The 14,104-nt window shown below is 73.1% G+C and carries 16 protein-coding genes; 11 read left to right on the top strand and 5 right to left on the bottom strand.

Annotated features, from left to right (window positions below; all coding sequences use genetic code 11):
* Nucleotides 1-92: 92 nt before the first annotated feature.
* Nucleotides 93-482 (bottom strand): ATP-binding protein, encoded by a 390-nt coding sequence (locus AB0881_RS07430; RefSeq protein WP_366615054.1) that lies wholly within the window; start codon nucleotides 480-482, stop codon nucleotides 93-95.
* 136 nt (nucleotides 483-618) lie between these two features.
* Between AB0881_RS07430 and AB0881_RS07425 the strand changes: the two genes are divergently transcribed.
* The 4 genes from AB0881_RS07425 to AB0881_RS07410 all read left to right on the top strand — a co-directional run bounded on the left by AB0881_RS07425 (nucleotide 619) and on the right by AB0881_RS07410 (nucleotide 3,142).
* Nucleotides 619-1,419: a helix-turn-helix transcriptional regulator gene (locus tag AB0881_RS07425; RefSeq protein WP_366615053.1), complete on the top strand. Its 801-nt coding sequence runs from the start codon at nucleotides 619-621 to the stop codon at nucleotides 1,417-1,419.
* A complete protein-coding gene (locus AB0881_RS07420) occupies nucleotides 1,410-1,604 on the top strand; it encodes a DUF397 domain-containing protein (protein ID WP_366615051.1) in 195 nt (64 codons plus the stop codon). The genes AB0881_RS07425 and AB0881_RS07420 overlap by 10 nt, the downstream gene beginning before the upstream one ends.
* Nucleotides 1,605-1,778: 174 nt before the next feature.
* A complete protein-coding gene (locus AB0881_RS07415; protein WP_366615050.1) occupies nucleotides 1,779-2,066 on the top strand; it encodes a DUF397 domain-containing protein in 288 nt (95 codons plus the stop codon).
* 209 nt (nucleotides 2,067-2,275) lie between these two features.
* Nucleotides 2,276-3,142 (top strand): hypothetical protein, encoded by an 867-nt coding sequence (locus AB0881_RS07410; protein WP_366615048.1) that lies wholly within the window; start codon nucleotides 2,276-2,278, stop codon nucleotides 3,140-3,142.
* A gap of 12 nt (nucleotides 3,143-3,154) precedes the next feature.
* Here AB0881_RS07410 and AB0881_RS07405 read toward each other — a convergent pair whose 3' ends face one another.
* Nucleotides 3,155-4,216, bottom strand: a complete 1,062-nt coding sequence (locus AB0881_RS07405) for a TIGR03617 family F420-dependent LLM class oxidoreductase (protein WP_366615046.1) — start codon at nucleotides 4,214-4,216, stop codon at nucleotides 3,155-3,157.
* A gap of 145 nt (nucleotides 4,217-4,361) precedes the next feature.
* Here AB0881_RS07405 and AB0881_RS07400 point away from each other — a divergent pair, with 145 nt between their 5' ends.
* The gene (locus AB0881_RS07400) at nucleotides 4,362-5,009 is read left to right on the top strand and encodes a 1,4-alpha-glucan branching protein (protein ID WP_366615044.1); all 648 of its coding nucleotides are present in this window, start codon (nucleotides 4,362-4,364) and stop codon (nucleotides 5,007-5,009) included.
* Nucleotides 5,010-5,181: 172 nt separating this feature from the next.
* Nucleotides 5,182-6,162 carry an alpha/beta hydrolase gene (locus AB0881_RS07395; protein WP_366615043.1) on the top strand — a complete coding sequence of 327 codons (981 nt, stop codon included), beginning with the start codon at nucleotides 5,182-5,184 and terminating at the stop codon, nucleotides 6,160-6,162.
* A 5-nt stretch (nucleotides 6,163-6,167) separates the two neighbouring features.
* Here the strand turns inward: AB0881_RS07395 and AB0881_RS07390 are convergent, their stop codons facing one another.
* The gene (locus AB0881_RS07390; RefSeq protein WP_366615042.1) at nucleotides 6,168-6,689 is read right to left on the bottom strand and encodes a hypothetical protein; all 522 of its coding nucleotides are present in this window, start codon (nucleotides 6,687-6,689) and stop codon (nucleotides 6,168-6,170) included.
* Nucleotides 6,690-6,810: 121 nt separating this feature from the next.
* Between AB0881_RS07390 and AB0881_RS07385 the strand changes: the two genes are divergently transcribed.
* The 3 genes from AB0881_RS07385 to AB0881_RS07375 all read left to right on the top strand — a co-directional run bounded on the left by AB0881_RS07385 (nucleotide 6,811) and on the right by AB0881_RS07375 (nucleotide 11,120).
* Nucleotides 6,811-7,491, top strand: a complete 681-nt coding sequence (locus AB0881_RS07385) for a TetR/AcrR family transcriptional regulator (protein WP_366615040.1) — start codon at nucleotides 6,811-6,813, stop codon at nucleotides 7,489-7,491.
* Nucleotides 7,492-7,677: 186 nt separating this feature from the next.
* Nucleotides 7,678-10,497, top strand: coding sequence for an AAA family ATPase (locus AB0881_RS07380; RefSeq protein ID WP_366615039.1), 2,820 nt, complete (start codon nucleotides 7,678-7,680; stop codon nucleotides 10,495-10,497).
* Between the two features lie 155 nt (nucleotides 10,498-10,652).
* Entirely contained in the window at nucleotides 10,653-11,120 is a 468-nt protein-coding gene (locus tag AB0881_RS07375; RefSeq protein WP_366615038.1) for a hypothetical protein, read from the top strand.
* A gap of 59 nt (nucleotides 11,121-11,179) precedes the next feature.
* On the opposite strand, the gene AB0881_RS07370 is transcribed toward AB0881_RS07375, so the two are convergent.
* Nucleotides 11,180-11,779 carry a TetR/AcrR family transcriptional regulator gene (locus tag AB0881_RS07370; RefSeq protein WP_366615036.1) on the bottom strand — a complete coding sequence of 200 codons (600 nt, stop codon included), beginning with the start codon at nucleotides 11,777-11,779 and terminating at the stop codon, nucleotides 11,180-11,182.
* Nucleotides 11,780-11,830: 51 nt separating this feature from the next.
* Between AB0881_RS07370 and AB0881_RS07365 the strand changes: the two genes are divergently transcribed.
* Nucleotides 11,831-12,331 (top strand): GNAT family N-acetyltransferase, encoded by a 501-nt coding sequence (locus tag AB0881_RS07365; RefSeq protein WP_366615034.1) that lies wholly within the window; start codon nucleotides 11,831-11,833, stop codon nucleotides 12,329-12,331.
* Nucleotides 12,332-12,346: 15 nt separating this feature from the next.
* Here AB0881_RS07365 and AB0881_RS07360 read toward each other — a convergent pair whose 3' ends face one another.
* Nucleotides 12,347-12,655 (bottom strand): hypothetical protein, encoded by a 309-nt coding sequence (locus AB0881_RS07360; RefSeq protein WP_366615032.1) that lies wholly within the window; start codon nucleotides 12,653-12,655, stop codon nucleotides 12,347-12,349.
* A 166-nt stretch (nucleotides 12,656-12,821) separates the two neighbouring features.
* Here AB0881_RS07360 and AB0881_RS07355 point away from each other — a divergent pair.
* On the top strand, nucleotides 12,822-14,104 hold a 1,283-nt coding region (locus tag AB0881_RS07355), incomplete at its 3' end, for an AAA family ATPase (RefSeq protein WP_366615030.1).

Raw genomic sequence — 14,104 nt, 5'->3', positions numbered from 1 at the left:
CTCCAAGCCACCTGCGACATCGGACACCGCGTCCTCCGACCACCAGCCGTCAGAGGCGGGACCCTAGCGCGGACGTCCGACAATCGACCCGTTCACGGATCGAGGACGGCGAAGACGACCTTGCCGGCCCGGTCGGCCAGGAGGCGGACGCCCCAGTAGCGGGTGAACTGCTCGACGACGAACAGCCCGCGTCCGGACTCACTGGTCAGAGCTGCGTCCACGATGCGCGGTATCTCGCTGGAGGAGTCCTGCACCTCCAGCCACAGCGCCCCATCGTCCAGCCGCCCGAGCCGTACGGTCACGTCGTCATCGACGGCACTGGCGTACCGGATCGCGTTGGTGACGAGCTCACTGGCCACCAGACACGGGTTGTAATCCTCCATGCCCCACTGGCCCAGCGTGAGCCGGACGAACCTGCGTACCTCGCCCACAGCCTCCAGCCGCCGCTTGATCACGATCTGGTCGTGTGCTGACTCGCCCATGAGAGCCCCTCACTTTGTGTGGCGTACAGCACACATTGAGCTACATTCCGGCTTAGCATGTCGTTGCTGGCTCGGACTGGAGAGCAGTGGCAAGGCCGCTGGTGCATGGGGAAGTTGCCTGGAGAGGTAAGAGCTCATGGCCGTACGACGCACACGCCCCCGGGAGTCGGCCGCGCCCGTCGCGTTCGGCCGCCAGTTGCGCCGGACGCGAGAGGCCAAGGGCGTCAAGCAGGAGACGATCGCCAACCTGACGAAGATCAGTCCGGCGCAGCAGAGCCGCATCGAAGCCGGCAAGCGGCGCGCGACCCGTCCGTACGTCGAGATCGTGGACGACCACCTGGAGGCCGGTGGTTCTCTCATCAACCTGTGGGAGGACCTGAACAAAGATGGCCACCCGGTACCCATCTGGTTCGACTGGCCCCAGATCGAGTCGGAGGCGACGGAGCTGATCACTTGGGAGCACACCATCGTTCCCGGGCTACTTCAGACCGTGAACTACACCCGCGAGGTCCTTACCGCCGAGGAGGCCGTGGAAGCGCGCCTTGCGCGCCAGGGCATCTTGACGAGGGAGGGTTCGCCTCCTACAGCGCTGGTGGCGCTTCTGAGTGAGGCGGTGCTCTATCACCTAGTGGGGTCACCCGAGGTGATGCGTGAGCAGTTGGAGCACCTGCTCACCATGAGCAAACTCCCGAACGTCACGATCCAGGTCGTACGAAACAATGGACGCCCGGCGGGCACTGGCGGAGCTTTCGTGGTGGCTACCATGGAGGACCGCAGCGAAGTGGCGTATCTGGAGACGACGATACGAGGTATCACGACCGACGCCCCAGCGGATCTCGCCGGCCTTTCCGACGCACTGAGAGAGTTGCGGGCGAGGGCGCTACCAGAGGACATGTCGCAGGACGTCATCAGAAAGGCATTGGAGCAATGGACCTGAGTGACGCCACCTGGCGTAAGGCCAGCCGGAGTGGTGAGAACGGCGGCAACTGTGTGGAGTTGGCCGGTGCATGTGGCGTGGTGGGCGTACGTGACAGCAAGGACCCCGAGGGGCCGGTGCTGCTGGTGACCCCCGCCGTGCTGCGCGCGGCGGTGCGGGAAGCGGCGGCTCTCCCCACCGCCTGAATCACGTACCGAACCCCCGAAGGCCCGCCGACGCTCTTCACCTCGGTCCTAGGCCGACATCTGGCCTGTTCGCCCGTTCCGAGGGCTCGCGGAGGCGGATGCGCTACCGGCCCCTAGCCATTGGAGCCGGTGGCCAGACCGGTGACCCTCGCACTGACCGGAGGTACTGGAGAGATGGACCTCGCTGGCGCCGACTGGCGCAAGAGCAGCTACACCACATCTAACGGGGGCAACTGCGTCGAACTAGCCGACGTCTCCGCCTTTTTGGCCGCCCGCGACGGCACCGCTTGGCGCAAGGCCAGCCGCAGTGGTGAGAACGGCGGCGACTGTGTGGAGATGGCCGGAGTGGGTGGCGTGGTGGCCGTTCGTGACAGCAAGGATCCGGGCGGGCCCGTACTGCTCCTCGCCCCCGCGACCCTTCGCGCGGCCGTCCAGGAAGCGGCGGCCCTTCCAGGCGCCTGACCCCGGCGACCGCCGGTCGAAGAGGGGTGATGGCCTCACTTGACGGCGGCCGTCGTGACTTCGCTTGGGGGCGAGGACGTCTGCGTCCGTCGAAGGTGTCGCGTTACGGCGTCATTCTCTCCTATCTAATGGCTATTGCCTGATATTTCCTTCCGCTAATGCGTTCGAACGCCTGCGGAAGTGCCAGGTGGGGGTCAAGAATCCGTTCCATGGTGTCCATGGTCCACGACTTCCTGATCGAGCTTTTCCGGAATCGCCCGGCGTTGGCGGTAGAGCTTCTGGAAAGTTCTTCAGGTATGGAATTGCCCGAATTTCGGGAGATATCTCTGGATTCTGGCGACCTCAATGACTGCTCGCCCACGGAGTACCGCGCGGACGCCGTCGTGGTGCTCGCCGCGGACACCAGGAAGCTCGGGATCGTGGTCGAGGTCCAGTTGCGCCGCGACCCGGACAAGCGGTGGAGCTGGCCGGTGTACGTGACCACGCTGCGCGCCCGGCTGAAGTGCCCGGTCGTGCTGCTGGTGATCAGCCCTACCAGCGGAGTCGGGACGTGGTGCGCGGAGCCGATCGAGCTGGGCGGGCCCGGCTCGATCCTCACGCCGTTCGCGATCGGCCCGGACGCGGTGCCCGTCGTCGAGGACATCGTCCAGGCGCAGCGGGCGCCCGAACTCGCCGTCCTGTCGGCCATCGCGCACGGCGGCGGCCCGTCCTCGAAGGGCGTCCTGACCGCGGCGATGTCGGGCTTCGCCGCCGTCGACGATGACAGAGCGCGACTGTACGCTGATTTCGTGCTGGCACGGCTCGACGGGGCCGCCCGGCGCACATGGGAGGAACTCATGCAAAGCGGAACGTACGAATACCAAAGCGATTTCGCTCGCAAATACGTTGCCGAAGGACGCGCTGAGGGGCGTGCCGAAGGTATGAGTGCGCTGATTCTCGACGCCTTCGAGGAGCGGGGGATCGACGTGCCGGACGAGGTGCGGACGCGGATCCTGCAGTGCCACGACGCGGGACATCTCCGCACCTGGTTCCGGCGGGCCATGCACGCCGAGTCGGCCGAGGAGATCTTCGGCTGAAGCGGCCGGGCGTCAGTCGCTGGCGGTGTCTTCGGACGTCCTGAGGCTCGCGGTCGGGATCTCCTTCGCTTGAGCGATGAAGTGCATGATGTCGCGGTCGTGGTCGGTGTGTTCCGGTAGCGACAGGCTTATCCCGTCGCAGTGGCCGCGGTACCACTCGTCCAGGACGCCTGCCAGCTCGCCGTAGGTTCCCTGGGGCAGGAGTTCGGCCAGGACCTCGTCGGACAGCACGCCGGCCAGTGAGTTCCAGTTCCCTTCGCGGGCCATGGCGCCCAGGCGCTCGCTGAGGGCTTCCAGCCCGAAGAGTTCGAGTTGCGCGCGATAGGCCGGGGTGCTGTAGAGGAAGGCCAGTTCCTCCCGGCGGCGCTCCCGTTCGGCGGCGAGATCGGTGGTGGTGCGGCCGGTCAACGGGCGGGCGTTGATCACTAGGAGCGGACCCTGCGGCCTGCCGGATCGGGCCGCGCTCGCGTGCAGGATCGGGTGTACGCGCTCCTTGAGGTACCGGGGATGCGAGGCGGTCGGGTGGCAGACGAACCCGTCCGCCACCTCTCCTCCCAGCTCGGTCATCCGCACGTTGACGCCGCCGATCCAGATGGACGGCGCGGCGCAGTCCAGCGGCCCCGGGTCGAAGTACGGCTGCAGCCGGTCGAACCGGTAGTGCGGGCCCGAGTGGTCCAGGCCGGTGCCGTGCTGGAAGGCGGCGAAGATGGCGCGCAGCGAGGCGACGTAGTCCTTCAGCCGGCTGACCGGGTCGTCCCACGTGGCGGAGTAGCGGCCGACGATGTTGCCTCTGACCTGGGACGCGATGCCGAGCTGGAACCGTCCCTCCGAGAACCTCGCCAGGTCCCAGGCCGCGTAGGCGACCGTCATCGGGCTCCGCGGGAACGCCACGACCATGCTGGTGCGAACCGTGAGGTTCCGGGTGTGCTCCAGGGCGAGGGCGCTGTTCACGAACGGGTCGTGGGCCGTTTCGGGGACGTGCAGCACGTCGAACCCCAGCCGTTCGGCGCGGGCGGCGAACGGCGGCACCTCGCGCAGCGGGGTGTCCGCCGGCAACGATGCGATCAACTCCACGTCCGCGCCTTTCCGCCGGGGCCTCTCTCCTATCAAGCGGCCTGGACGACGGCGGGCGGACGTCCCGGGTGGTGGGACCAGTGGCTGTTCAGGCGGGTGGGAAGATGCGACGGTCACTGTGGCTCTACGGAAGAGAAGTCCTGGCATGGCCGTCATCCACCGCACCGAACTCAAGCCGAGCAAGCTGGAGCTGCTGACCGCCTGGCTTCCCTCCCGGCCGTGGTACGCCGGTGGCGCGGGCGCGCCGGAGCCGGCGAAGGCCGGTGGCTTCCGGCTGGACGATCCGGAGGGCGAGGTCGGGATCGAGTTCATCGTGGTCACCGACGGCTCCGTCCCTGAGGCGCCGGCGTATCTGGTGCCGCTGACCTACCGGGGCGCGCCGCTGGACGGGGCGGAGGACGCCCTCGTCGGCACCATGGAGCACGGAGTTCTGGGACGGCGCTGGGCCTACGACGGTTGCCACGATCCGGTGATGGTCGCGCAGCTGCTGGCCCTGGTCGAAGGCCGGGTCCAGGCGCAGGACCAGAACGTCAGCGACACCCCCGATCCGGAGGTCGGCCGCTCCTACGCGGGCGATGGCCTAGCCGTCGCGGAGTTCACCATCACCACCGACGGCCCGGAGAGCACTGAGGTGGCCGCGCCGTACGGTGGCGTCCTGCGTTTGCAGCGGGTCCTGCGCCCTGCCGCGGCCGGTACGCCCCTGCTGCCGCCGGATGCGGTGGGGCACGTCGCCGGCTCTTGGCGCACGGCGGACGGCGGCCGCGCGCAGGGGCTGTTCGCCGCTCTCTACTGAGGCCGTCCGGTGCCGGCAGGATGACGCGGATGTCCGGGTGGTCGTCGATGAGGACCTGCCGGTCGCGGCCGCGCGTCCAGGCCGGTCCCGTTGAGTGGGAGGGGCGGAGGATGTGTTCTCTGGGGGTGGCGAGAATCGTCGGGCCCGGGAGTCGCAGGGAAGGGCCGTCCGCATGAGCGAGGCAACCGGCGAGATCCGTCACCACATGATCGATGTGGGCGGTGCGAGCCTGCACGTGGCCGAGCAGGGCAGCGGAATCCCCGTGGTGATGTGCCATGGCTTCCCCGGGCTCTGGTACAGCTGGCGCCATCAGTTCCCCGCACTGGCGGCGGCGGGTTACCGGGCCATCGCGCCGGACATGCGCGGGTACGGCCGCAGCGACCGGCCGGAGTCGGCGCGGGAGTACGGCCGGGAGCGCACGGTCGCCGATCTCGTCGGGGTCCTCGACGCGCTCGGCATCGAGGAGGCGGTGTTCGCCGGGCACGACTTCGGGGCGTCGCTCGTCTGGGACCTGCCGCAGTGGGCGCCGGGACGGGTGAAGGCGCTCATGCAGCTGAGCGTCCCGCGCGTACCGATGTCGAAGCGGTTGCCGAGCGAGGGGTTCGCCCGGCTGGCTGAGCACCACTTCACCCACATGCACTACTTCCAGAAGGTCGGGCCGGCGGACGAGGAGCTGGGCGGCGCTCCGGAACGGTTCCTGGCGAACGTGTTCTGGGCGTTGAGCGGCGGCTACCGGTACCTCGACACGTGGCGGCACCCCAGCGAGGGCAACGGCTACCTGGACGTCCTCCCGGAAGCGCCGCCCCTGCCCTGGCCGTGGCTGTCGGAGGCGGAGTTCGCGTACTACGTGGCGGAGTTCCGCCGGACGGGGTTCACGGGCGGCCTCAACTGGTACCGCGCGAACGACCTCGTGTGGCGGGAGAAGCAGGACCGTCCGGACGAGCCCGTCTCCGTGCCGACGCTGTTCCTCGTCGGCGACCGCGACCCCGTTCACGAGATCATGGGCGCCGGTTCGCTGGAGGCGATGAAGGAGCTCGTCCCGGGGCTGCGCACGGTGCGCGTTCTCGAAGGCGCCGGGCACTTCATCCAGATGGAGGCGGCGGACGAGGTGAACGCCGCGATGCTCGGCTTCCTCGCCGGCCTCTCCGCGTAGAGGCGTCAGGCCAGGGCGGTCGCGAGCAGGGCGACGGCCGCGCCGCCGAAGACGGCGGTGTGGCGGACGTTCTGCAGGATCGGGAACACCCAGCGAGGGAAGCCGGCCTCGGACGCCTTGAGGAACGCGGGCACGTCCACGCGCTCCAGCATCGGGTCGCCCTTCCTGGCGAACGCGGCCCGCACGGACTTCGCGGCGGTCAGCTGGCTGTACAGGATGACGCAGTTGCCGGCGAGCACGAGCGGCATGAACACCCATGACAGGACCTCGCCCCAGTGGTTCCCGGCCAGGTTCAGCGCCGCCAGGACGGTCATGATCAGCGCGACGGCGGCGGGTGCCGCGGTCTCGTGACCGCCGGCGTCGAACCTGAGCCCGTTCTCGGCCAGCACCCGCGCGGGGACGCCCTGGCGTGCCAGTTCCCGCTCGGCGGCGGCCTGCGCGGCGGGCCCGTACCGGTGGCGGACGAGCGGGATGGTCACGAAGGCCACGGCGATGAGCAGCTGCATGGCGGCGGCGATGGTGGTCACGGTGTCTCCTCCAGAGCGACTTGAACCTTGTGCAAGTGGAACGTAGCCCGTGACTTGAACAATGTGCAAGTGCTGTCTTGAACTTTGTGCGAGAACCGCCGGGGCGCCCTATCGTGGACGCATGCCGCGAGACACGCTGACCCGGGAGCAGATCGTCCAGGCCGCCGTCGAACTGCTGGACGCCGAGGGGCTGGAGGGCCTCAACATGCGGAGCCTGGGCAGGCGCCTCGGCTCCGCCGCGACGGCGGTCTATTGGCACGTCAAGAACAAGGACGACCTGGTCGTCCTCGCCGGCGACCGGGTGTGGGACGAGATCGCGCTGCCCGACCTCGACGCGACCGGCTGGCGGGAGGCGGCCACCGCGCTGGCGACCGGGCTGTACTCGATGATGACCGGGCACCCGTGGCTCGTCCAGGCGTTCGGCTCGCACCTGTTCTACGGGCCGGGCAAGGCGCGCTTCGACGACCACAGCCTCGCGGTGTACGAGGCGGCCGGATTCGCCGGCCCGCAGGCGGACCGGGCCGCGGCGACCGTCTTCACGTTCGTGCTCGGAAACGCCCTCGGCGAGTCGGCGGCGGTGTCGCTGACCAGGCGGTTCAGCCGTGACGGCGGGGACGCGGAGGAGGCGTTGCGCAAGACCGTGGAGCGGGCGGGCGAGGTCGCGACGCGGTTCCCGCGGCTGCGCGCCCGCGTCGAGCGGCCGGAGGCCGCCGACTACGCCGCGGCGCCGGACGGCAGCTTCGGCTTCGGGCTCCAGGCCATCCTGGACGGCCTCGAAGCGCGCCTCCCCGCCAAGGCCTGACGGGTGGCTTGTCGCCGCCGGAGCGTGGCGTTGTCGGCGATTATCAACTGCTGCTAACCGCTTGCGTCAAGAATCGCTCTGGGGAGGCGAGCGGCGACGGCAATGAGTCACAGTGCCGCCGCGGGGAGCTAGGCAGCCCGCCGCCGCCGTGTGAAAATCCCGGCGAGTGGCAGGAGGTCCCCCGTCATGCCGCCTCAGGATCCGCCGCTGACCGAGCGCGACCGCGAACTCGGCTCGCTCGTGGCGGCGCTCGCCCGCCCGCCGGTCGTGGTGGTGGTCGAGGGGGAGCCGGGCGCCGGGAAGTCCCGGCTGGTACGCGAGGCGCTCGCCGACCGGGCCTTCGGCGCCCGCCACCTGCTGCTCGGGCACGCCGTGCCCGCGACGGTGCCGTGCCCGCTCGGGCCGGTGATCGAGGCGCTCGCGGGCGTCGGCCGGCCGCCCGCGCGGCGGCTGAGCGCGCTCACCGGCGTGCTGCGCACCGTACTGCCCGACCTGGCCGCGATCCTGCCGCCGCCCCCGCCGGCGCTCGGCGATCCGCGGCTGCTCCGGCACCGGCTCGTCCGCGCCGCCGCCGAACTGCTCGGCAAGCTCGGCCCGGCCGTGCTCGCGCTGGAGGACCTCCAGTGGGCGGACGAGGCCACCGTCGAGCTGCTCCGCATGATCGGAACGCGCCCGCCGCCCGAGCTGTCGGTCGTCCTCACCCGCACGCCCGGCCCCTTGGGAACCGGGCCCCCGGCCGTGCGCCTCCACCTGGAGCCGCTGCCGGCCGCCGCCGCCGGACGGGTGGCGGCCGCGGCCCTCGGCGAGCCGGCGGTGATGCCCCGCGAGGTGGCGGAACGGCTGTACGAGCGCAGCGGCGGCGTCCCCCGGGCGGTCCGGGAGGACGCGCGGCTGCTGCGCGACCGCGGCGTGCTCCGCCCCGTGGACGGCGCGTGGTCGCTGGCCGCCGAGCCGCCGCCGGTCGCGCCGCGCGCGATCGCCGCGGAGATCGTCGACCGGGCCCGCGGCCTCCCGCCCGGCGGGGACGCCGTGCTGGAGGCCGCCGCCGTCCTCGCCGAACCGGCCGCGCCCGAGCTGGTGGCCAGGGTCGCGGGGACGGGCGAGCGCGAGACCGGCGCCGCCCTCGCCGAGGCGATCCGCCGCGGGCTCCTCCGGGACGCGGACGGCGGCATCGTGCGGTTCCGCCACGAACTCGCCCGGATCGCCGTCTACTCGTCCGTTCCCGGCTACCGGCGGCGGGAGCTGCACCGGACCGCCGCCCGCGAGCTGACCTGCCGCGGCATGGTCGTCCGGGCCGTCGACCACCATCGCCAGGCCGGCGACCTGCGGGGATGGGCGGCCAGCGCGGAGGCCGCCGCCGCGCTGGCCGCGGCCGGCGGCTCGTTCGGCACGGCCTGCGCGTACCTTCGCGAGCTGCTCCGCTCGGGCGCGGTCCCGCGCGAGCGCCGCGCCGAACTGGCCGTCAAGCTCGCCCGCGCGACGCTCGCGACCGCCGCCGGCCCGGAGGAGGACACGCGCTCGCTGCTCGCGGCGGCGCTTGAGAAGGACGCGGGCTCGGGCGTTCAGCGGGGCGAGCTGCGCCTGCTGACGGCGTGGCTCGAACTGGAGGCGGGGGAGGCGCCGGCCGGGCTCGGTGACGCGGCCGCGGAGGTGGCGGCACGGGACGATCTGGTCGCCGTCGCGCATGCGCTGCCGGCCACGCCGGACAGGCTGCCGGCGCGCGGGCTGGACGCGCAGCGGGCGTCGCTGGAGCGGGCGCGGGCGGCGGCCGCCCGTACCGGGGACGCGGTGGCGCGGGTGGTGGTGCCGGCGACCGCCGCGCACCTGCTCGTGGCGACCGGCGATCCCGGGGCGCGGGCGGCGGTCGGCGCGCTGCCCGTACGCGGGGAGAACCCGGAGGCGAACGTGCGGCTCGTCCGCGGCCTGGCGGAGATCGCCGACGCGGCGCTGCACGCCGGACACTACGCGCGCGCCCTGGACCTGGCCGAACGGGCCCGGCGCGCGAGCGCGAACGGGGCGTACGGCGAGCGGCTGCGCGTGACGGTGGCGCGCGCCCGCTGGGCGATGGGCGAGATCGGCGCCAAGGACGCGGGCGGGCCCGGCGGCACGGCACCGGCGGCCCGGCTGCTGGCCGCCCAGATCCGTACCGGGCAGGGGCGGCTGGACGAGGCGCGCCGCGCGCTGCGCGAGGTCTCGTCCGAAGCGCTGCGCACCGGCGAACTCGCCGTCGCGGCGCACGCCGCCGCCGACCTCAACCGGGTGGCGCTGACCGGCGAGCAGCGGGACGCGGCGTGCGCGCTGGCCCGCGAGGTCCTGGACGCGGTGGCCCGCAAGGGGATCTGGGGCTGGGCGGCGCCGCTGCTCCCGTTCGCGCCGCCGGAGCCGGTGCGCGCGGTGCTGGCGCGCTATCGCGGCGCCCTGGAGGGACGGGACCTGCCGCTCGCGCGGGCCGCGCTCGTGTTCGCCGAGGCGCGGGTCCGCGAGCGGGACGGCGACGCGGTGCGGGCGGCGGCGGGCTACGACCGGGCGCGCGGCGGGTACGCGGCGCTGCCAGATCCCCGGATGGCGGCCCACGCGTGCGCCGCCCGGGAGCGTGCGCGGCTGGCGGCGGGCTGGGAGCCGGACGCCGAGGCGCTGCGCCACGCGTGGAGCACGTTCACCGGCCTCGGCCTCGGCTGGGACGCCGACCGGGTGAAGCGGCTGATGCGGGAGGCGGGGCTGCCCGTCCCGCACCGCAGGGGGCGGCGCGGGTACGGCGACCGGCTGTCCCCGCGGGAACGGGAGATCGCGGCCCTCGCCGCCGCGGGCCACACCAACCCGGACATCGCCGCCGAGCTCTGCCTCTCGGACCGGACGGTGAAGTACCACCTGGCCAACGCCATGCGGAAGCTCGGGGTGAGCAGCCGGCGGCGGCTGCGGGACGCGCTGGAGTCCGGCGCCCCCGACGCGGGCGCGGCGCACGTGTGCCACTGCGCGGATTGCGGGCGCCGACTAAACCTGTCCTGAACGGACGGGGCATCGGCCCGGCGATCCGGCGACTATGAGGGAGATTCACGTTCGACCGGCCGGAATCCGGGCTCCCACCCCACCCCGCGAGGACCGGTGGCCGCGTCGGGCGGCGGCGGAAGGACCGCCGCGCAAGAGGAGGAAGGACCCCCCGCATGAGACCCGCCAGCATGCTCGCAGGCCTCGCCGTCGTCGCCGCCGCCGGCCTCGTCGCCGCGCCGGCCCACGCCGCCGCCCCCGGACTGGTCGACGGCTCCGTGTCCGCCGTCGGCGCGAACTGCTCCTGGACGAACGCCACGACCAGCGACACTCCCCCCAACACCCTGACCGTCGACCACACCACGATCAACGCGACCTGCGACGGCGGCGTGAGCGTCACCATCAGCGAGTCGCCGTCGGTCAGCTTCGACGACGCGGCCGGCACCGCGACCTCCCCGAGGATCACGGTCACCGGCACGCTGGCCGGCATGACCTGCGGCTACTCCGTCACGAACGTCTCGATCACCCGCGACGGGACGAGCCGCACCTACACCGGCGGCCCGTACACGGCGAGCAAGACCTCGGGCGGCTTCCTCTGCCCGGGCACCGCGACGGTCGACTCCGCCACCTTCACCTTCCACTGATCCTGAACGCCGCCCCCCGCTCGCGGGGCCGGGGCTCGCCCCCGGCCCCGCTTCTCCCGTCACCGGCCCGGCGCCGGCCTCCCGTCCCCCGCCAGGGCGGTGAGGTGGGCGCGTACGGCGGTGGTGGTGCGGTCGCGGTCGCCGGTCGCCAGGAGGTCGAGGAGGGCGCCGCGCAGGACCGCCAGGACGAGGGTGCGGCGGGCCTCGCCGGCCAGCGTGGCGCGCTCGGCGGCGGGCTGGGCGTCGGCGAGCAGGGCTAGCCAGTCGTCGACGGTGGCGGCGGCGAAGCCGTGCCAGGGGCCGTCCCGGACGAGGAGCGAGCGGCCGTACCCCTCGGCCCACAGGGCGAGCAGCGGGCGGCGGGCGGGCGCGGACAGCCAGTCCCAGACCTGCCCGGCGGCGGTCGCGAGGTCGAGCGCGTCCTGCTCGCGCAGGCGTTCCAGGAGGGCGAGCTCGTCGGCGCGGGCGCGGGCCAGCAGGGCGCGTACGAGGCCGTCCTTGCTGCCGAACAGGTACAGGAGCACGCGCGGGCTGGAGCCGATCGCGGCGGCGAGGGGGCGCAGCGATAGCTCGGCCAGGCCGTGTTCGAGGACGTACCGGTAGGCGAGTTCGAGCAGCTCCGTCTGGCGGGCGGAGGGGACGGACGGGTCGCTGGCCACGGTGCTACCCTAGCCGTACTGAAACAGTCGTGTCAGTACGGAGGATGGCCGATGACCGACCCCGGCGATGCGCGCGTGACCGTCCGGCGGCTGGGCGCGCCCGGCGACCTCGGCTGGGTCGTCCAGGCCCACGGCGAGGTGTACGCCGAGCAGTTCGGCTGGGACCAGACGTTCGAGGCGCTGGTGGCCCAGATCGTCGCCGACTACGGGAACGGGCGGGACCCGCGGCGCGAGGCCGCCTGGATCGCCGAGGTGGACGGCCGGCGCGCCGGCTGCGTCTTCTGCGTCGCCGACCCGGCCGAGACCGCGCGGCTGCGGATCCTCCTGGTGGACCCGGCGGCGCGCGGCCTCGGCATCGGCTCCCGGCTGGTGGACGAGTGCCTGCGGTTCGCGAAGGAGGCCGGATACCGGCGGATCACGCTGTGGACGAACGACGTCCTGGTCTCCGCCCGCCGGATCTACGAGGCGGCGGGCTTCGAACTCGTCGACGAGGAGCGCCACCACAGCTTCGGGCACGACCTCGTCGGGCAGAACTGGTCCCGCGACCTCTAGCGGCGAAGGCGCCCCTCACGGCAGCCGGCGGATCTCGATCAGTTCCAGGCCGAGCTCGTGCACGCGCGCCAGGACGCCGTACAGCCCCGACTGGTCGAGCCCCCGGCCGCGCAGCACGGTCTCGGCCGGGTTCACCGTGACCGCCAGGTCCTCGAACGCGCTCTGGAACGCGGCACTGACGCGGCCGCGGATCCTGATCTCGTAGCCGCCGGGTTCCTGACTGGCGTGGTGGTCCGGTCGGTCGGTCACCTCGGTCTCCTTGGCTTCCTCGGCCTTCTTGGCCTTCTCGGCCCTGCCGGCGTCGGCGCGCGAGAGGACCAGCATCGGCCGCCGTGCCGCGGCGGCGGATCACTCACGGCGGGTGACCTGGGCGGCGGCGGCGAAAATCACCCGGGTGAGCGGACGCCGGGGTGATGCGGCCGCCCCCGGCCCGTGCGGAACCTGTCGGTACGGTTCCCGCCGTCCCCGCAGGAAAAGGGGGGGATTGCCCATGCCCACGGTCCCCGGCACGCCGGACAACGCCATCACGATCCCGCCGCGCCCCCCATGGTTCATCGACCGTCCGGCACCCGCCGCGCGGCTGGAGAAGGGGACCGCGGGGCCGGTCACCGTGGTCACCGGACCGCCGGGGGCCGGCAAGACGGCCCTGGTGGCGGCCTGGGCGGCGGCGCGGCCGCCGGCCGCGGCCGGACGGCTCGCCTGGGCGAGCTGCGACGCGGGGATGGGCCGCGACGCGTTCTGGACGCTCGTGCTCGCGGCGCTGGTACGGGCGGGCGCGGCCGGCGCGGAGTTCGTCCCGCCAGCCGCGCGCCCCGGCGGCGCGGACGATGCGTTCCTCGCCGATCTGGCCATCGAGCTGTCCGGCGGCGCCGGAACGGAACCGGTCGTCCTCGTCCTGGACGACTTCCACTCGCCGCTGAGTCCCGCGGTCGTGCACGGCCTGGCGTTCCTGTCGGAGCGGGCGCGGCCGCGGCTCCGGCTCGTCCTGGTCGGGCGGCACGACCCGCCGTTGAGCCTGCACCGGCTCCGGCTCGCCGGGGAGCTGACCGAGATCCGCAACGACGCCCTCGCGTTCGGGCCGGCGGAGACCGGCGCGCTGCTGGCGCAGCACGGGGTGGAGCTGCCGGCGGCGTCCGCCGCGGCGCTGCGGCGCCGTACCGACGGGTGGGCGGCGGGGCTGCGGCTGGCGGCCATGTCGATGGAGCACGACCCCGACCCCGAGGCGTTCGTCGCGCGCTTCGCCGGCGACGACCAGTCCGTCGTCGGGTACCTGGTCGAGCAGGTCCTGGACGCGCAGCCGCGCGACGTGCGGCGGGTGCTGCTGCGCACGAGCGTCGGCGACCGGCTGACGGCGGACCTGGCCATGGAGCTCGCGGGCGCGGCGGGCGCGGGCGTCTTCCCCGCGCTGGTCAGGCAGAACGCGTTCGTGCTGCCGCTGGGCGGCGGCTGGTACCGCTACCAGCGGATGTTCGCCGAGGCGCTGCGCGTCGTCCTGCGGCACGAGCTGCCGGGCGAGGTGGCGGGCCTGCACCGGCGGGCCTCCCGCTGGTTCGCCCGCGAGGGGTTCCTGCCCGAGGCGGTCGGGCACTCCATCCGCGCCGGGGACTGGGCGCACGCCTGCCGGCTGGTCGTGGACCGGCGGGCGGTCGGCGAGGTGCTCGGCCTGACCGGCGACCGCGCGCTCGCCCGGGCGTTCGCGGCCATGCCGGCCGCGGTCGCCGCCGAGGTGCCGGAGGCCGCGGTGGTGGCGGCGGCGAGCGCGCTCGCGCGGGG

Origin of the sequence: Spirillospora sp. NPDC029432 (assembly GCF_040703975.1) — a bacterium.
Taxonomy (GTDB): Bacteria; Actinomycetota; Actinomycetes; order Streptosporangiales; family Streptosporangiaceae; genus Spirillospora.
The sequence above is the reverse complement of the archived record's forward strand: the minus strand, read 5'-3'. Positions and strand labels throughout refer to the sequence as shown.